Origin of the sequence: Sphingobium sp. CR2-8 (genome assembly GCF_035818615.1) — a bacterium.
Classification (GTDB): Bacteria; Pseudomonadota; Alphaproteobacteria; order Sphingomonadales; family Sphingomonadaceae; genus Sphingobium.
Genome location: NZ_JAYKZY010000002.1, coordinates 495986 through 513139 on the forward strand (window position 1 = coordinate 495986; position 17154 = coordinate 513139).

At 61.8% G+C, this 17154-nt stretch carries 24 protein-coding genes and 1 pseudogene; 22 read left to right on the top strand and 3 right to left on the bottom strand.

The annotated features are described in order from the left end of the window. Position 1 precedes the first annotated feature (1 nt). The gene (locus U5A82_RS06260) at positions 2-1618 is read right to left on the bottom strand and encodes a recombinase family protein (protein ID WP_326289502.1); all 1617 of its coding nucleotides are present in this window, start codon (positions 1616-1618) and stop codon (positions 2-4) included. Between the two features lie 56 nt (positions 1619-1674). On the opposite strand from U5A82_RS06260, the pseudogene U5A82_RS06265 reads away from it, so the two are divergent. Further along, positions 1675-2175: pseudogene (locus tag U5A82_RS06265) on the top strand (magnesium chelatase subunit ChlI family protein); the annotation flags it as partial. A 193-nt stretch (positions 2176-2368) separates the two neighbouring features. On the opposite strand, the gene U5A82_RS06270 reads toward U5A82_RS06265, so the two are convergent. Together U5A82_RS06270 and U5A82_RS06275 are read right to left on the bottom strand one after the other, a co-directional pair. Further along, positions 2369-2752 (bottom strand): bactofilin family protein, encoded by a 384-nt coding sequence (locus tag U5A82_RS06270; RefSeq protein ID WP_326289504.1) that lies wholly within the window; start codon positions 2750-2752, stop codon positions 2369-2371. After that, entirely contained in the window at positions 2733-3905 is a 1173-nt protein-coding gene (locus tag U5A82_RS06275) for a M23 family metallopeptidase (protein WP_326289506.1), read from the bottom strand. Before U5A82_RS06275 ends, U5A82_RS06270 begins: the two co-directional genes overlap by 20 nt. 484 nt (positions 3906-4389) lie before the next feature. On the opposite strand from U5A82_RS06275, the gene rpsL reads away from it, so the two are divergent. The 21 genes from rpsL (at position 4390) to rplF (ending at position 17153) form a co-directional block, all read left to right on the top strand. After that, positions 4390-4761: a 30S ribosomal protein S12 gene (gene rpsL, locus U5A82_RS06280; protein WP_088184308.1), complete on the top strand. Its 372-nt coding sequence runs from the start codon at positions 4390-4392 to the stop codon at positions 4759-4761. A gap of 13 nt (positions 4762-4774) precedes the next feature. Continuing rightward, entirely contained in the window at positions 4775-5245 is a 471-nt protein-coding gene (rpsG, locus tag U5A82_RS06285) for a 30S ribosomal protein S7 (protein WP_056691721.1), read from the top strand. 162 nt (positions 5246-5407) lie between these two features. Next, positions 5408-7480 carry an elongation factor G gene (gene fusA, locus U5A82_RS06290; protein WP_326289509.1) on the top strand — a complete coding sequence of 691 codons (2073 nt, stop codon included), beginning with the start codon at positions 5408-5410 and terminating at the stop codon, positions 7478-7480. A 137-nt stretch (positions 7481-7617) separates the two neighbouring features. After that, entirely contained in the window at positions 7618-8808 is a 1191-nt protein-coding gene (gene tuf, locus U5A82_RS06295) for an elongation factor Tu (protein WP_326289510.1), read from the top strand. Positions 8809-9017: 209 nt separating this feature from the next. After that, positions 9018-9326, top strand: coding sequence for a 30S ribosomal protein S10 (gene rpsJ, locus U5A82_RS06300; protein WP_007686587.1), 309 nt, complete (start codon positions 9018-9020; stop codon positions 9324-9326). A gap of 271 nt (positions 9327-9597) precedes the next feature. Next, positions 9598-10353, top strand: a complete 756-nt coding sequence (rplC, locus tag U5A82_RS06305) for a 50S ribosomal protein L3 (RefSeq protein ID WP_326289512.1) — start codon at positions 9598-9600, stop codon at positions 10351-10353. 3 nt (positions 10354-10356) lie between these two features. Beyond that, positions 10357-10980 (top strand): 50S ribosomal protein L4, encoded by a 624-nt coding sequence (gene rplD, locus U5A82_RS06310; RefSeq protein WP_326289514.1) that lies wholly within the window; start codon positions 10357-10359, stop codon positions 10978-10980. Beyond that, the gene (locus U5A82_RS06315; RefSeq protein ID WP_326289516.1) at positions 10973-11290 is read left to right on the top strand and encodes a 50S ribosomal protein L23; all 318 of its coding nucleotides are present in this window, start codon (positions 10973-10975) and stop codon (positions 11288-11290) included. Before rplD ends, U5A82_RS06315 begins: the two co-directional genes overlap by 8 nt. Before the next feature lies 1 nt (position 11291). Further along, the gene (rplB, locus tag U5A82_RS06320; protein WP_066606476.1) at positions 11292-12128 is read left to right on the top strand and encodes a 50S ribosomal protein L2; all 837 of its coding nucleotides are present in this window, start codon (positions 11292-11294) and stop codon (positions 12126-12128) included. A gap of 6 nt (positions 12129-12134) precedes the next feature. Further along, complete coding sequence (gene rpsS, locus U5A82_RS06325) at positions 12135-12410, top strand: 30S ribosomal protein S19 (protein ID WP_007707899.1); 276 nt, start codon at positions 12135-12137, stop codon at positions 12408-12410. Continuing rightward, positions 12410-12796, top strand: coding sequence for a 50S ribosomal protein L22 (gene rplV, locus U5A82_RS06330; protein ID WP_004208717.1), 387 nt, complete (start codon positions 12410-12412; stop codon positions 12794-12796). The genes rpsS and rplV overlap by 1 nt, the downstream gene beginning before the upstream one ends. A 4-nt stretch (positions 12797-12800) precedes the next feature. After that, positions 12801-13496 (top strand): 30S ribosomal protein S3, encoded by a 696-nt coding sequence (gene rpsC, locus U5A82_RS06335; RefSeq protein ID WP_326289520.1) that lies wholly within the window; start codon positions 12801-12803, stop codon positions 13494-13496. 21 nt (positions 13497-13517) lie between these two features. Then, entirely contained in the window at positions 13518-13949 is a 432-nt protein-coding gene (rplP, locus tag U5A82_RS06340; RefSeq protein WP_056691692.1) for a 50S ribosomal protein L16, read from the top strand. Positions 13950-13953: 4 nt separating this feature from the next. Continuing rightward, a complete protein-coding gene (rpmC, locus tag U5A82_RS06345; protein ID WP_326289522.1) occupies positions 13954-14157 on the top strand; it encodes a 50S ribosomal protein L29 in 204 nt (67 codons plus the stop codon). A gap of 12 nt (positions 14158-14169) precedes the next feature. After that, positions 14170-14433: a 30S ribosomal protein S17 gene (rpsQ, locus tag U5A82_RS06350; protein ID WP_006960320.1), complete on the top strand. Its 264-nt coding sequence runs from the start codon at positions 14170-14172 to the stop codon at positions 14431-14433. A 166-nt stretch (positions 14434-14599) separates the two neighbouring features. Further along, a complete protein-coding gene (gene rplN, locus U5A82_RS06355; RefSeq protein ID WP_056691686.1) occupies positions 14600-14968 on the top strand; it encodes a 50S ribosomal protein L14 in 369 nt (122 codons plus the stop codon). Then, positions 14968-15279 carry a 50S ribosomal protein L24 gene (gene rplX, locus U5A82_RS06360; protein WP_326289523.1) on the top strand — a complete coding sequence of 104 codons (312 nt, stop codon included), beginning with the start codon at positions 14968-14970 and terminating at the stop codon, positions 15277-15279. The genes rplN and rplX overlap by 1 nt, the downstream gene beginning before the upstream one ends. After that, entirely contained in the window at positions 15279-15854 is a 576-nt protein-coding gene (gene rplE, locus U5A82_RS06365) for a 50S ribosomal protein L5 (protein ID WP_224550562.1), read from the top strand. Before rplX ends, rplE begins: the two co-directional genes overlap by 1 nt. Before the next feature lie 52 nt (positions 15855-15906). Further along, positions 15907-16212: a 30S ribosomal protein S14 gene (gene rpsN, locus U5A82_RS06370; protein ID WP_088184262.1), complete on the top strand. Its 306-nt coding sequence runs from the start codon at positions 15907-15909 to the stop codon at positions 16210-16212. 12 nt (positions 16213-16224) lie between these two features. Further along, positions 16225-16620 carry a 30S ribosomal protein S8 gene (gene rpsH, locus U5A82_RS06375; RefSeq protein WP_066606458.1) on the top strand — a complete coding sequence of 132 codons (396 nt, stop codon included), beginning with the start codon at positions 16225-16227 and terminating at the stop codon, positions 16618-16620. After that, positions 16620-17153: a 50S ribosomal protein L6 gene (gene rplF / locus U5A82_RS06380; RefSeq protein WP_326289528.1), complete on the top strand. Its 534-nt coding sequence runs from the start codon at positions 16620-16622 to the stop codon at positions 17151-17153. Before rpsH ends, rplF begins: the two co-directional genes overlap by 1 nt. Position 17154 lies beyond the last annotated feature (1 nt).

Here is a 17154-nt window from a genome sequence, read left to right on the forward strand (position 1 = left end):
CTTACGCTGCCATCTCCTCAGGGCTAAGGGTCCAGCCCCCCTCAAGCAGGTTGCCCTCTGCGTCGAAGGTCCAAGCCGAATATGCGTCAGGCTCTACGCGGAACGTCCCGACCTCCGTAATGACGATGCGCTGGATAAGCCGACGCAGGCTCATGTTTACCCGCCCCCGTGCGTAGATGCGAACCTCGTCGTCCTCGCTGGTCAATTCGGTCATCAGGCTCTCGACCAATGCAACGTCGTCGTCACCGGCCGGTTTGGCGGTCTCGATCGCAAGGGCCTTCTGCGCCGCTGCAATGTCGGCGGATAGGCGTTCGACCTCTGCCTCGACCGCTGCCACGCGCTGAACGATCGCTTTGGAGCCGCCATCGGCAAGGGCATCAATGAGATTGTTGAGCTTGCCCTGTTCGACATCCTGAGCGCGCGCCATGTCGGCGATCTGCTCGCGCAGCTTGGTCGCCTGCGCGTTTGCGTCGGGCTTCCGCACGAGTTGTGGAAGCATCTCTTGTAGGATGGTCGCTTCAACGACGTCGTAGTTCAGGATCGTGGGGTTATCGCAGTTATGCTTGCGACGTGCCCGATCGCAGCGCAGCTTGCGGTAGGTCTTGCGCCGGTAGTTGACGACCTCGCCGCTGACCTTTGTGTATTTTTGCACGGTGTCGGTGGTGTGGCCGAAGTGAGCACCACCACCGCACTTCTCGCAGACGATCATCTGACTGAGCAGGTTGCGGTTGCCGAACACCTTGACGTTGGTCTGGTTGCCCTTCCGCATCGACAGCGCAGCTTGTGCGCGGTTCCATTTCTCGGCGGTCACGGCCTGTGGGTAATAATCCGGGGAAAGCGTGGTGCCGTCGCTGGTCACGTATTCACCTAACACGGCGCGCTTGGTGAGGAGCCGATAGATGTAGCTGTAGAACCACCCGTTGTTTCCGCGCTCCTGCTCGGCTGGCGTCCAACTCGGCACGTTGCGTTCGTGCAGGATGGTGACGATGCGGTGGATGCCCATGCCGTCGATGTAGAAGTCGAAAATCTGGTTGAGCACGGCGGTGCGTTCGGGGTTGAGGACGAAGCCCTCGTCAGTGTGGTCGATCCAGTTTGGCGTGTTGGGCATCGGTCCCTTGTGTGTGCCCTCCGCGATCTGCTCGAACCGCTTTTTCCACGACGCGCTGGTCCGCTTACTTTTTTTGTCGCTTTCCTCGAACGCCATCTGGGCTTTGATGATGACGGAGAACAACTCCATCAGGTCGCCGTTATTGCCTGCCTGATAAACATAGCCGTCCTGCCACGTTGCAACGTCCACGCCCTGCTCGTTCAGCGCCCAGATAAGCTGCGCTGCCGCCTTCGCTCCCTGACGGGACAGCCGATCGACGTTCTCAACGAGCAGCACTTTGCCCCGGTGCAGGCCATTGCGGGCTTCCAACTCGAATTCGTGCAGGGCAGAACCCTCAAGCCGGTTTGCGCCATGGAAGGCGCTACGGCCCTCGTCAGTGATCGTCTTCTCGACAGACCACCCCTTGTCGGTTGCGAACTGAAGACCGTGCGTGCGCTGCCGTTCTAGCGAGTAGCCCTTGCTCTGTTCGGCGCTTGAGAAGCGGGCGTAAATGATTGCAGTATGGGACATGAGCGCACCGTAGCTGGGTGATTGTTGTCCTTTTGTTTACGTGCGTCGCAGGGTGCGTGCAGTTGATCGCCGCGATGAACCCGTGCCGCTGCGGCCATCTGGGCGATCCGGCGCTGGCCTGTTCGCGCGCGCCGCGCTGTGCATCGGATTATCAGGCCAAGGTGTCGGGACCGCTGCTAGACCGCATCGACCTGCATGTCGAGGTGCAGGCGGTGACCGCCGCCGACCTGGTGTTGCCGCCGCCCACCGAAGGATCGGCCGAGGTCGCGGCGCGCGTCGCGGCGGCGCGCGCGGTCCAGACGGCGCGCTATGCCGGCACCAAGCTGCGCACCAATGCCGAGGTGGATGGCGAACGTCTGGAGGAGGTCGCCGGGCCGGATGAGGCGGGACGCCAATTATTGGCGCAGGCAGCCGCAGCGATGAAGCTGTCGGCGCGGGGCTATACCCGCGTATTGCGCGTCGCGCGGACGATCGCCGATCTGGCAGGGGCCGATCGGGTCGGGCGGGTGCATGTCGCCGAAGCGCTGAGCTACAGGCGGCGGCCTCCGGTGAATTGAGGGTTATGCGGGACGGTGGGTGTAGGCAGAAATTCTGCCCATAAGAAGCCGTTCGGGCTGAGCTTGTCGAAGCCCTTTTTTCCCGTTTAACCTCATGTTGCAACGAGCAGTAAGACCCTTGGACAAGCTCAGGGCGAACGGACTTTTATGTTGGCAAGCCACCTATGATGGCGCAATCGCGCCATCAACCCCGTCACCCGGCGCTGTCGTTCGCGATCAGCTTCAGTTCTGCGGCAGGCGCGTCGCTATCCTTGGGGCGAAAGCGGCCCTCGATGCGACTGCCCGGCTCGATCGTGATACGCTCATAGACGACATCGCCGGTGATTCGGGCGCTGCTTTCCACCACCAGTTCGCCCGCGCTGATCGATCCGTCGACCAGACCGGCGAGCCGCGCGCTCTGCGCGGTGACGTGGCCGGTAATGCGGCTGTCGGGTCCCTGCACTAGCGCGGCGCAACGGATGTCGCCGTCGATCATGCCATCGACGTGCAGGTCGACCGTCGCGGCCAGATCGCCGTTGATCGTCACATCGCTGCCGATCAGCGAGAAGGGGGTATGTTTAGCCCCGGTTGCCGACATCGGCGAAACGGGCCTTGGCGATTTGCTGGACTTGGAGAACATCCTGGGTAGCCTCCAGAAAGCGGCGGGGGTTGACGGCCTGGCCATTGACCCGGACCTCGAAATGCAGATGCGTGCCGGTGGACCGGCCGGTCGATCCCATGCGGGCGATGGTGTCCCCGCGCGCGACCTTCTGTCCCACGCGGGCATTGAAGCGGGACAGATGGGCGTAGCGGGTCATCAGGCCGTTGCCATGGTCGACCTCGACGACATTGCCATAGCCCTGACGCTGGCCGACATAGCTGACCTTGCCGGCGGCGGCGGCTTCGATCGGCTGGCCCATGCGGCCGGGGAAGTCGATGCCGGCGTGGAAGGCGGCATGGCCGTTGAAGGGATCGCGGCGATAGCCGTAGGAACTGGTTTCCATCGGTGCGGTCGTGGGTTTGCCCGACGGGATCGTCAGCAGGCTGCGTTCCAGAAACTCCATCCGCGTCAGCGCGTCGGCCAGCTGCTCCAGCTCGTCGGTCAGCGCACCCTTGTCGCCCTTCCACGGGACGAAGGGACCACCCTGGGCGCGGGCGGCGCTGCGGGCGAGGCGATCGGGGTTGAGGCCGAAGCTTTTGATCGCGGCCGCCGCCTTGTCGGCGCGCCTTTCGACCGCGCTGGTCAGCAACGCGGCGAACCGGCGCTGGCGCTGCGCCAGGCGCACGAGCGGAACAGCTTCCGGTGCCATGCTGATCTTGGCAGCCTCACTCTGTTCGGACTTGGTCGGTGCGGCCATGTCGGGCGCCTGGCCCTTGCCCTCTTCGTCGCCGAAATGGGTCTTGTAGAGATCGTCCATAAAGTCTTGGCGCGCTTCCAGATCCTGCGCCAGTTCCTCCACCGACTGGCGATAGCCTGCCACCTTGGTGGCGGCCGTGGCGACCGACCGGCTCTGCTGCGTCAAGGCGGCGCGTTGCTGGGCGACGTTGGCGCGGCCGACCAGCATCGACACGGTGATCCCGATCCATCCGAGCAACAGGGCCGATGTCAGACCGATGGCGGCGATCTGCATCCGGCGGGTAATGCGGACGAACTTGACCTTTCCGCCGGACCGCAGGAAAATCTCGCGTTCGGGGCACAAGGCAAGGAGCCGTGCCCACAGGGCAGCGCCCTTCTTACTTCGATAAGACAATGCAACCCCAACTCTTCGTTATGCGAGGGGGCCGGTAACAAAGCTTTAGAGTGCGCGCGAATCCATCGCGGGCGACTCGTGACGAGTCGAGCGATCTTCGCGTCAAAATGACCATCGAAGCTTTTTGTTCCCCGCGTGGATGACTATTTCGATCCGATCGCGGCCGTTGCGATGAACGACAGGAGAAGGCTTCGGCCCCGTCCTGGCCCACCCGGGCAAAGCAAAAGCGCGCGAAGCCTGCTCGCTTGACCCGTGGGGCCTGCATCGCTATAGGCGCGGCTGCCCAGCGGTCTGTCGTTACAAAGACTCGTCTTTTTCCGCCATGCAAGGCTGGGCGACACTAGAGCTGAACATTGCCGGGTGCTCTTGCGGCTCCAGGGGGCTTATGCCTACCGGGGCCTTTGCCGTTTGGACGAATCTTCGTGCAAGCGGCGCGAGACGCGGGGATGCCCAGGTAAAGTAACTGAAAAAGGTGAAGGGCTTCATGCCAACAATCAATCAGCTGGTCCGCAATGGCCGCGATCCGCAGAAGGCCAAGAGCAAGGTCCCTGCGATGGAGGCAAATCCGCAGAAGCGCGGCGTTTGCACTCGTGTTTATACGACGACTCCGAAGAAGCCGAACTCGGCGCTTCGCAAGGTGGCCAAGGTTCGCCTGGTCAACCAGCGCGAAGTCATCACCTATATTCCGGGTGAAGGCCATAACCTTCAGGAACATAGCGTCGTGCTGATCCGTGGCGGTCGTGTCCGCGATCTTCCGGGCGTGCGTTACCACGTTCTTCGCGGCGTTCTGGATACCCAGGGCGTCAAGGATCGTAAGCAGAGCCGTTCGAAGTACGGCGCGAAGCGTCCGAAGTAAGGGAGACTAGAATATGTCACGTCGTCGTCGCCCCGAAAAGCGCATCATCCTGCCCGATCCCAAGTTCGGGGATATCGTGCTTTCCAAGTTCATGAACAGCATCATGCAGGACGGCAAGAAGGCCGTTGCTGAATCGATCGTTTATGGCGCTCTCGAAACTGTCGAGACCCGCGCCAAGAAAGATCCGATCGGCATGTTCCATGACGCGCTGAACAACATCAAGCCCGGCATCGAAGTCCGCAGCCGCCGCGTCGGCGGTGCGACCTATCAGGTTCCTGTCGAAGTTCGTCCCGAACGTTCGCAGGCCCTGGCGATCCGCTGGCTGATCACGGCCGCGCGCAACCGCAGCGAAACCACGATGGCCGCGCGCCTGTCGGGTGAGTTGCTGGATGCCGCCAACAACCGCGGCAATGCCGTGAAGAAGCGCGAAGACACGCACCGCATGGCGGAAGCGAACCGCGCCTTCTCGCACTATCGCTGGTAAAAAGGATCGACGGGACGGTCGCCTTCGGGTGTCCGTCCCGTTTATCGCTCTAAAAATCCATCCGTTCGTCGTGGGCCTACCCATGGCGGACGGATTGGTTTAGGGGCCACCCCAGATCAAACGAATCCCCAACCGCCGGTGCGCCGGCAACGGAGAAGCATCATGGCCCGCAGCCATCCGCTCGAGAAATATCGCAATTTCGGCATCATGGCGCATATCGACGCCGGCAAGACCACCACGACCGAGCGTATTCTTTATTACACCGGCAAGTCCTACAAGATCGGCGAAGTCCATGACGGCGCCGCGACCATGGACTGGATGGAGCAGGAGCAGGAGCGTGGTATCACCATCACCTCGGCTGCGACGACCTGCATCTGGAACGATCACCGCCTGAACATCATCGACACCCCCGGCCACGTCGACTTCACCATCGAAGTCGAGCGTTCGCTACGCGTGCTCGACGGCGCGGTCGCCGCGTTCGACGGCGTTGCCGGCGTTGAGCCGCAGTCGGAAACTGTGTGGCGCCAGGCGGACAAGTATAAGGTTCCGCGGATGTGCTTCATCAACAAGCTCGACCGCACCGGCGCCAACTTCTATTATTGCGTACAGACGATCATCGATCGCCTGGGCGCCACCCCGGCCGTCCTCTATCTGCCCATCGGTGCAGAATTGGATTTCCGTGGTCTGGTCGATCTGGTCGAAGATCGCGCGATCATCTGGAAGGATGAAAATCTCGGCGCGGAATTCAGCTATGAAGCGATCCCCGACGATCTGGCCGACAAGGCTGCCGAATATCGCGAAAAGCTGATCGAGCTGGCCGTCGAGCAGGACGATGCCGCGATGGAAGCCTATCTGGAAGGCAATCTGCCCGACACCGCGACGCTCAAGGCGCTGATCCGCAAGGGCACGCTCAACCAGTCGTTCGTGCCGGTGCTGTGCGGTTCGGCGTTCAAGAACAAGGGCGTTCAGCCCCTGCTCGACGCCGTCGTCGACTATCTGCCTTCGCCGCTCGACATCGAAGACGTGCAGGGCATCAATCCCGACACGGACGAGCCGGACAGCCGCGCGACGTCGGACGACGCGCCCTTCTCGGGCCTGGCGTTCAAGATCATGAACGATCCCTTCGTCGGTTCGCTGACCTTCCTGCGCGTCTATTCGGGCACCCTGACCAAGGGCACTTATCTGAACTCGGTCAAGGACAAGAAGGAAAAGATCGGCCGTATGCTCCTGATGCATGCGAACAGCCGTGAAGACATCGATGCGGCTTACGCAGGCGACATCGTCGCGCTGGCCGGCATGAAGGAAACCACCACCGGGGACACGCTGTGCGCCGAGCGCAAGCCGATCATCCTGGAGCGGATGGAGTTCCCCGAGCCGGTCATCGAACTGTCGGTGGAACCCAAGACCAAGGCCGACCAGGAAAAGATGGGCGTCGCGCTCAATCGCCTGGCCGCCGAGGATCCGTCCTTCCGTGTGTCAACCGATCATGAATCGGGCCAGACCATCATCAAGGGCATGGGCGAACTGCATCTCGAAATCCTGGTCGACCGCATGAAGCGCGAGTTCAAGGTCGAGGCGAATGTCGGTGCGCCGCAGGTGGCCTATCGCGAATATCTCAAGAAGCCCGTCGACATCGACTACACCCACAAGAAGCAGTCGGGCGGCACCGGCCAGTTCGGCCGCATCAAGGTGAAGCTGACGCCGGGCGAGCGTGGCGCGGGCATCATCTTCAAGGATGAGATCAAGGGCGGTAATATTCCCAAGGAATATATTCCCGCGATCGAAAAGGGTATGCGCGAAACGGCGGCCACCGGCTCGCTCATCGGCTTCCCGATCATCGATTTCGAAATCAACCTGTACGACGGCGCCTATCATGACGTCGACTCGTCGGCTCTGGCGTTCGAAATCACCGGTCGCGCCGCGATGCGCGAAGCGGCGCAGAAGGCGGGCATCACCCTGCTCGAGCCGGTTATGAAGGTCGAAGTCGTCACCCCGGAAGAATATCTGGGCGACGTCATCGGCGACATGAACAGCCGTCGTGGTCAGATCCAGGGCACCGACACGCGCGGCAACGCGCAGATCGTCGAGGCCATGGTGCCGCTGGCCAACATGTTCGGCTATGTGAACTCGTTGCGTTCGTTCACCCAGGGGCGTGCGAACTATTCGATGACCTTCTCGCACTATGATGAAGTGCCGCAGAATGTGGCGGACGAAGTCAAGGCGAAGATGGCCTGATGACTTTCCCGTGCCGAGCCGTGCAAGCGGCTCGGTTAGGGGCTGGTAATCTGTAAATTTGCTGCTATGGACGCGCCTTCGCGAGGCGCGGCCGAGCGGTCAGACCCAAGCTGATTTTGATTAGAAGGTAGGATAAAATGGCTAAGGCTAAGTTTGAGCGGAATAAGCCGCACTGCAACATCGGCACCATCGGTCACGTCGACCATGGCAAGACCTCGCTGACCGCAGCGATCACCAAGGTGCTGGCCGAAACCGGCGGCGCGACCTTCACGTCGTACGACAACATCGACAAGGCGCCTGAAGAGCGCGAGCGCGGCATCACCATTTCGACCGCCCACGTCGAATATGAAACCGAAGCGCGCCACTATGCGCACGTCGACTGCCCGGGTCACGCCGACTACGTCAAGAACATGATCACCGGTGCCGCCCAGATGGACGGCGCGATCCTGGTCGTGTCGGCCACCGACGGCCCGATGCCCCAGACCCGCGAGCACATCCTGCTGGCACGTCAGGTTGGCGTTCCGCAGCTCGTCGTGTTCATGAACAAGGTCGACCTGGTCGACGACGCCGAAATCCTCGAGCTGGTCGAGCTGGAAATCCGCGAACTGCTCAGCAGCTACGATTTCGACGGCGACAACATCCCCGTCATCCCGGGTTCGGCTGTTGCCGCCCTGCAGGACAAGACGCCTGAAATCGGCCACGACGCCGTTCTCAAGCTGATGGAAGCTGTCGACAGCTTCATCCCGCAGCCCGAGCGTCCGGTCGACAAGCCCTTCCTGATGCCGATCGAAGACGTGTTCTCGATCTCGGGTCGCGGCACGGTCGTCACCGGCCGCGTCGAAACCGGCATCATCAAGGTTGGTGAAGAAGTCGAGATCGTCGGCCTCAAGGACACCACCAAGACGACCGTCACCGGCGTGGAAATGTTCCGCAAGCTGCTCGACGAAGGTCGTGCAGGCGACAACATCGGCGCCCTGGTGCGCGGCACGAAGCGTGAAGAAGTCGAGCGTGGCCAGGTTCTGGCGAAGCCCGGCACCATCACCCCACACACCGAATTCGACGCCGAAGTGTACGTGCTGTCGAAGGAAGAAGGCGGCCGTCACACCCCGTTCTTCGCGAACTATCGTCCGCAGTTCTACTTCCGCACCACCGACGTGACCGGCGAAGTGATCCTCCCCGAGGGCACCGAGATGGTCATGCCTGGCGACAACGTGAAGCTCGGCGTCAAGCTGATCGCCCCGATCGCCATGGACGCCGGTCTGCGCTTCGCCATCCGTGAAGGCGGTCGTACCGTCGGCGCAGGGGTTGTCGGCACGATCTCGAAGTAATATAGGACCGCAGCGGCGCGAATCACCCGATTCGCGCCGCTGAGGATTTTAACCGCCCCGGATCGCCTTTCTCCGGCTCGTCAGAGCTAGAAGGGCAGTTTACGGGGCGGATATTTTTTGGTTGGCGCATTTTTACAAGTCATCGGCTGCTCCGGCTGATTTTTGAAAACGCGCTACGTTTTTGGCTCTTTCGCATCGGTACAGGAACTATGGACAGCAACATCCGCATTCGCCTCAAGGCGTTCGATCATCGCGTGCTCGATCAGGCGACCGGCGACATCGCCGATACCGCCCGCCGCACCGGCGCCCTTATTCGCGGTCCGATTCCCCTTCCGACGCGCATCGAAAAGTTCACGGTCAACCGTGGCCCGCACATCGACAAGAAGTCGCGCGAGCAGTTCGAGGTCCGCACCTACAAGCGTATGCTTGACATTGTGCAGCCGACGCCGCAGACGGTCGACGCGCTGATGAAGCTGGATCTGGCTGCCGGCGTGAACGTCGAGATCAAGTTGGCCTAAAGCCGACAAGTCCCTGCTCTCCGAAAGGAAAGCAGGGTATCGGGTATTTCGGGAGACCGGAAGCTCAAACGACACAAGGGATACCGCACAGCACTGGGCAACCAGCGGGTCTGTGGTTCTGGTCCCCCGTCGCCGTTCCCGAGAGGGGGTGGCATCCAACCCGGACGGGGTGATCTATACATGGGGTTGGGCCGCGAAGGAGAAATCCGGAGCGGTTTTTTCGTTGGATACGCCCGCGGCTTTTCGCGGGCCTCTATGGGAGTAATCAGTGATGCGCACAGGCGTGATCGCTAAGAAAGTCGGGATGACCCGTCTGTTCCAAGAGGACGGACGTCATATTCCGGTTACGGTTTTGGCCCTTGAGGGCAATCAGGTCGTGGCGCGCAAGGATGTCGACAGCGACGGCTATGTCGCCGTTCAGCTCGGCGCCGGTGTCGCCAAGGTGAAGAATGTCGCCAAGCCGCAGCGTGGCCACTTCGCCAAGGCTGAGGTCGAGCCGAAGGCTCGCCTGGTCGAATTCCGCGTCGCCGAGGATGCGCTCCTCGACGTCGGCGCTGAAATCGCCGCTGACCATTTCATCGACGGCCAGCTGGTCGACGTGTCGGGTCACACCCAGGGTAAGGGTTTCGCAGGCGCCATGAAGCGTTGGGGCTTCGGCGGTATGCGCGCCACCCACGGCGTGTCCATCAGCCACCGTGCGCACGGTTCGACGGGTAACCGCCAGGATCCGGGTCGCGTCTTCAAGAACAAGAAGATGGCCGGCCACATGGGTGACCGCGAACGCACGCAGCAGAACCTCGAAATCGTCCGCACGGATGTGGAGCGTGGTCTGATCTTCGTGAAGGGCAGCGTTCCGGGCGCCAAGGGCACCTGGCTGACCGTCAAGGACTCCGTCAAGGTTCCCCGTCCGGCCGACGTGCCGTACCCCGCCAGCCTGAAGAAGGCTGACAACAGCAATGACGCTCCGGCGAACACCCCGGCGGAAGACGCCGCGGCTCCCGAAGCGACCGAAGGCCAGGAGGGCTAAACCATGAAGGTCAAGGTACAGACCCTCGACGCAGCGGAAGCTGGCGATCTGGAGCTTAACGATGCCGTGTTCGGTATCGAGCCCCGCGCCGACATCCTGCACCGCGTCGTCACCTGGCAGCTCGAAAAGCGTCGTGGCACTGCCCGCGGCACGCGCGAGCGTAGCGACGTTGCCCGCACCGGCAAGAAGTTCGGTCGCCAGAAGGGCGGCGGTACGGCGCGTCACGGCGATCGCCGCGCCCCCGTCTTCATCGGCGGTGGTAAGGCGCACGGCGCCCGCGTCCGTGACTTCAACCCCTCGCTGAACAAGAAGGTTCGTGCGCTGGGTCTGAAGATGGCGCTGTCGTCGAAGGTCAAGGCGGGAACGCTCACGATCATCGACAGCCTGGACGTTGCCGAAGGCAAGACCAAGGCGCTGGTCGCCAACCTCGCCAAGCTGAACCTCACCAAGGTGTTGTTCATCGACGGCGATGCGGTGAACGTCAGCTTCGCCAAGGCATCGGCCAACATCATCGGCGTGGACCTGCTCCCTGCCGTTGGCGCCAATGTCTATGACATCCTCAAGGCCGACTCGCTGGTGCTTACCCGCGCCGCGGTCGAAAAGCTGGAGGCCCGTTTCAATGGCTAAAAAGCAAGCCGCGACCGTCGACAACCGTCATTATGACGTCGTCGTCGCGCCGCACATCACCGAGAAGTCGACCCTTCTCAGCGAAAACAATGCCGTGGTCTTCAAGGTGGCGGGCGATGCCTCCAAGCCTGAGATCAAGGCCGCTGTCGAAGCGATCTGGGGCGTTGACGTCAAGAGCGTCAACACGCTGGTCGTGAAGGGCAAGACGAAGCGCTGGAAGGGCAAGCCCTATAAGCGCAACGATGTGAAGAAGGCGATCGTCCGCCTGGCCGAAGGCCAGTCGATCGATATCACCGAGGGAGTCCGCTAAGATGGCTCTTAAGCATTATAACCCGACCAGCCCGGCCCGCCGTGGCCTGATCCTGGTCGACAAGTCCAGCCTGCACAAGGGCAAGCCCGTCAAGGCGCTGACCGAAGGCAAGCGCAAGACCGGTGGCCGCAACAACAAGGGTCATGTGACCTCGCGCGGCATCGGTGGCGGTCATAAGCAGCGCTATCGCATCATCGACTTCAAGCGTCGCTTGTGGGATGTCGAAGGTACGGTCGAGCGTCTGGAATATGACCCCAACCGCACCGCCTTCATCGCGCTGGTCAACTATCCCGACGGCACCCAGAATTATATTCTGGCGCCGCAGCGTCTTGCCCCCGGTGACAAGGTCATCGCGGCCAAGAAGACCGACGTGAAGCCGGGCAACGCGATGGAACTGGGTCAGATGCCGGTCGGCACGATCATCCACAACATCGAGATGAAGCCGGGCAAGGGCGGTCAGCTCTGCCGTTCGGCAGGCACCTACGCCCAGCTGGTCGGTCGCGATCGCGGCATGGTGATGGTGCGTTTGTCCTCGGGCGAACAGCGCTACATCCGTTCGGACTGCATGGGCACCATCGGCGCCGTCAGCAACCCGGACAATGGCAACACCAACCTCGCCAAGGCTGGCCGCAACCGTTGGAACGGCATCCGCCCGCTGACGCGCGGCGTCGCCAAGAACCCGGTCGATCACCCCCATGGTGGTGGTGAAGGCCGCACCTCGGGCGGCCGTCATCCGGTTACGCCTTGGGGCAAGCCGACCAAGGGTGCCCGCACCCGTCACAACAAGTCGACCGACAAGATGATCATCCGGTCGCGTCACGCCAAGAAGAAGAGGTAATCCGCGATGGCTCGTTCCGTCTGGAAAGGTCCTTTCGTGGACCTCAGCCTTCTAAAGAAGGCAGAAACGGCGCAGGACGCCGGTGGCCGCGCCCCGATCAAGACCTGGTCGCGTCGTTCCACCATCCTGCCCCAGTTCGTTGGCCTGACGTTCAACGTCTATAACGGCCGCAAGCATGTTCCGGTCTCCGTGAACGAGGATATGGTGGGTCACAAGCTGGGCGAATTCGCCCCGACCCGCTTCTTCCCCGGCCACGCCGCCGACAAGAAGGGCAAGCGCTGATGAGCAAGGAAAAGGCTCCCCGTCGCGTCGCCGACAATGAGGCGCTGGCCGTCGGCACGCAGATCCGTGGTTCGGCCCAGAAGCTGAACCTGGTCGCCACGCTCATCCGCGGCCGCAAGGTCGAGGACGCGCTGAACATCCTCGCCTTCTCGAAGAAGGCGATGGCTGTCGACGTGCGCAAGGTGCTGGCTTCGGCCATCGCCAACGCGGAAAACAACCACAATCTGGACGTCGACGCGCTCGTCGTCGCGGAAGCATCGGTCGGCAAGAGCTTCACGCTCAAGCGCTTCCATGCCCGCGGTCGCGGCAAGTCGACCCGGATCCTCAAGCCCTTCAGCCGCGTGCGCATCGTCGTACGTGAAGCTGGCGAAGAAGCGGAGGCGTAAGCACATGGGTCACAAGAGCAATCCGATCGGTCTGCGTCTTCAGATCAACCGTACCTGGGACAGCCGCTGGTTCGCCGAAGGCGCCGACTATGGTCGCCTGCTGCTGGAAGATCTCAAGATCCGCCAGTTCATCTTCAAGAACCTGCCGCAGGCCGCGATCTCCAAGGTCGTGATCGAGCGTCCGGCCAAGCTGTGCCGCGTGTCGATCTATGCCGCCCGTCCGGGCGTGATCATCGGCAAGAAGGGCGCGGACATCGAAAAGCTTCGCAAGAAGCTGGGCGCGCTGACCTCGTCCGACGTGTCGCTGAACATCGTCGAGATCCGCAAGCCGGAAGTCGATTCCAAGCTCGTCGCACAGGGCATCGCCGATCAGCTGGAACGCCGCGTGGCTTTCCGCCGTGCGATGAAGCGTGCGGTGCAGTCGGCCCTGCGTCTGGGCGCCGAAGGCATCAAGATCACCTGCGGCGGCCGTCTGGGCGGCGCGGAGATCGCGCGCGTCGAATGGTACCGCGAAGGCCGCGTGCCGCTGCACACGCTGCGTGCGAACGTCGACTATGCCGAAGCCACGGCGCATACCGCCTATGGCGTGTGCGGCATCAAGGTCTGGATCTTCAAGGGCGAGATTCTCGGCCATGATCCGTTCGCGACCGACCGGCTGATGCTGGAGGCTCAGACCTCCGGCGTGCGCCCGGCGCGCTGAAGATAAGAAGGTAATAGCGTCATGCTGCAACCGAAGAAAATGAAGTTCCGCAAGACCTTCAAGGGTCGGATCAAGGGCGATGCCAAGGGTGGCTCGGCTCTGAACTTCGGTTCCTATGGCTTGAAGGCCATGGAACCCGAGCGCGTCACCGCGCGTCAGATCGAAGCGGCTCGCCGCGCGATCACCCGCCACATCCGCCGTCAGGGCCGGTTGTGGATCCGCATCTTCCCCGACGTGCCTGTGTCGAAGAAGCCTGCCGAAGTCCGTCAGGGCAAGGGCAAGGGTTCGGTCGAATATTGGGCCGCTCGCGTGAAGCCGGGCCGCATCCTGTTCGAACTGGACGGTGTTCCGGGTCCGCTCGCAGCAGAGGCCTTCTCGCGCGCCGCGATGAAGCTGCCCATCAAGACCAAGGTCGTCGCCCGCCTCGGCGACACCTCGCATCTGGAGGGTTAAGCACATGGCGAATGTTGCAGACCTGAAGACCAAGACGGACGACGAACTGTCGACCGAACTCAACAACCTGAAGCGCGAGCAGTTCAATCTGCGTTTCCAGGCGGCCACCAACCAGCTGGAAAAGCCCAGCCGGGTCAAGGAAGTCCGTCGGTCGATCGCGCAGATCAAGACCCTGCAGACGGAGCGTAACAGCTCCGTCGCGAAGTAAAGGAAACACACGATGCCCAAGCGCGTGCTGACGGGAACGGTGGTTTCCGACAAGACCGACAAGACGGTGGTGGTTCGTGTAGAGCGCAAGGTTAAGCATGCGCTCTACGGCAAGATCATCCGCCGTTCGAAAAAGTATCACGCCCATGACGAGGGCAATGTCTACAAGGAAGGCGAAACGGTCCGAATCGAAGAGACCGCGCCGATTTCCAAGCTCAAGACCTGGAAGGTCATCGAGCGCGTGGACACCCACAAGTCGCCGGAAACGGCGGCCTGAGGGAAAGCTCGCTGAGCTTTTGACTCTAAATGCGACGCGGGGCTGGCCTTTTCCTTTGGAAAGGGTTACAGGCCCGCGCTTCGCGTAGAGTCACCGGGCTCTAGGCCAAGAAATTCGGAACCGCCGGGAATTGACCCGGTAGGCCAAATGAGAAGGAACCGGATCTATGATCCAGATGCAATCCAATCTTGACGTCGCTGACAACAGCGGCGCCAAGCGCGTCCAGTGCATCAAGGTGCTGGGCGGCTCGAAGCGTCGCTTCGCTGGTGTAGGCGACATCATCGTCGTCTCGATCAAGGAAGCTGCGCCGCGGGGCAAGGTGAAGAAGGGTGACGTGCATCGTGCCGTCATCGTGCGTACCGCCAAGGATATCCGCCGTGCAGACGGTTCGGTCATCCGTTTCGACGGCAACGCCGCTGTGCTGATCAACAAGAACGAGGAGCCGATCGGCACCCGTATCTTTGGCCCGGTCGTTCGCGAACTGCGCGCCAAGAAGCACATGAAGATCATCAGCCTTGCTCCCGAGGTGCTGTAATGAGCGCTGCTAAGATCAAGAAGGGCGACAAGATCGTCGTCCTGGCTGGCAAGGACAAGGGCCGTACCGGCGCTGTCCTGGCGGTGATGCCCAAGGACGACAAGGTTCTTGTCGAAGGCATCAACGTGCATGCCAAGCATCGCAAGCCCGACCAGGCGAACCCGCAGGGTGGCATCGAGCGCAAGCCCGCGCCGCTGCACATTTCGAACGTCGCAGTCGCTGGCGCCGATGGCAAGCCGACCCGCGTCCGTTTCGAGGACCGCGACGGCAAGAAGGTCCGCGTCGCCGTTAAGTCCGGTGAGGTGCTGTAATGGCCGATAAATATATCCCGCGCTCCAAGGCGCAGTATGACGCTGAAATCGCCAAGGCGATGACCGAGAAGTTCGGTTACAAGAACGTCATGGAAGTCCCCAAGATCGACAAGATCACGCTCAACATGGGCGTGGGCGAAGCGACCCAGGACAAGAAGAAGGTCACGCAGGCCGCCGAGGAAATGGAACTGATCGCCGGCCAGAAGCCGGTCATCACCAAGGCGAAGAAGTCGATCGCGCAGTTCAAGCTGCGTGAAGGCATGCCGATCGGTGCCAAGGTCACGCTGCGCCGCGAGCGCATGTATGAATTCCTGGACCGCATGATCAACATCGCTCTGCCCCGCGTCCGCGATTTTCGTGGTCTCAATCCGAAGAGCTTCGACGGCCGTGGCAACTATGCCTTCGGCATCAAGGAGCAGATCATCTTCCCCGAGATCAGCTATGACCGTGTCGACAAGGTGCGCGGCATGGACATCATCGTGACCACCACGGCGAAGACGGACGACGAAGCGCGCGAACTGCTGCGCCTCTTCGGCTTCCCCTTCCCGCAGGAAGAAGAGAAGCAGGCGGCCTGATACAGGCCCCGCTTCTCTCCCAACGCTAAAGCTAAGGAAGAGAACTTAAGTCATGGCGAAACTGAGTTCGATCAACAAGAACGAGCGCCGCAAGAAGCTGGTGAAGAAATATGCCGGCCGTTATGCAAAGCTCAAGGCGATCGCGAATGATAACGCGGCCGACGACAGCGATCGTCTGATCGCGCGTCTGAAGATGGCGGAAATTCCCCGCAATGGTAACCCGACCCGCGTTCGGAACCGTTGCGAGATGACCGGCCGTCCGCGTGCCTATTACCGCAAGTTCCGGCTCTGCCGTATTCAGCTGCGCGATCTGGCCAATAAGGGCCTGATCCCCGGCGTCACCAAGTCGAGCTGGTAAGGATATCATCTCATGGCATTGACCGATCCCTTGGGTGATATGCTCACCCGCATCCGCAACGGGCAGCAGGCGAAGAAGGACAGCGTTATGTCCCCCGCGTCCAAGCTGCGCGCGCGCGTCCTCGACGTGCTTCAGCGTGAAGGCTATATCCGTGGCTATTCCGAAGAAGCCCTGGGCAGCCATCCTGGCCTGCGCATCGAGCTGAAATATTTCGAAGGCCAGCCCGCGATCAAGCATGTCGCGCGCGTGTCCAAGCCTGGCCGCCGCGTCTATTCGGGTTCGAAAGAACTGCCGATCGTGCGCAACGGCCTGGGCATCACCATTGTCTCGACGCCTCGCGGCGTTCTGTCCGACGCCGAAGCGCGTGAGCAGAATGTCGGCGGCGAAGTGCTGGCGGAGGTGTTCTAATGAGCCGCATCGGTAAAAAGCCGGTCGCGATCCCCGCTGGGGTGACCGCGACCATCGAGGGCGGGCAGCTCTCGGTGAAGGGGCCCAAGGGCACCCTCGCCATGCCGCTGCGCGACGAGATCAGCTACACGCTGGAAAATGACGGCATCTCCGTCCAGCCGGCCAACAAGACCAAGCAGGCGCGCGCCTTCTGGGGCATGCAGCGTACGCTGGTGCAGAACCTGATCACCGGCGTGACCGAGGGCTTCTCCAAGAAGCTGCTCATCACCGGTGTCGGCTACCGCGCCAACTCGCAGGGCAAGAACCTGAAGTTGCAGCTTGGCTACAGCCATGACGTCGATTTCGCGATCCCCGACGGGATCGAGATCAAGACCCCGGATAACACCACGGTCGAGATCAGCGGCATCGACAAGCAGCAGGTCGGTCAGGTAGCGGCCGAGATCCGTCGCTGGCGCAAGCCCGAACCCTATAAGGGCAAGGGTATCAAGTACGCCGGCGAATTCATCTTCCGCAAGGAAGGGAAGAAGAAGTAAG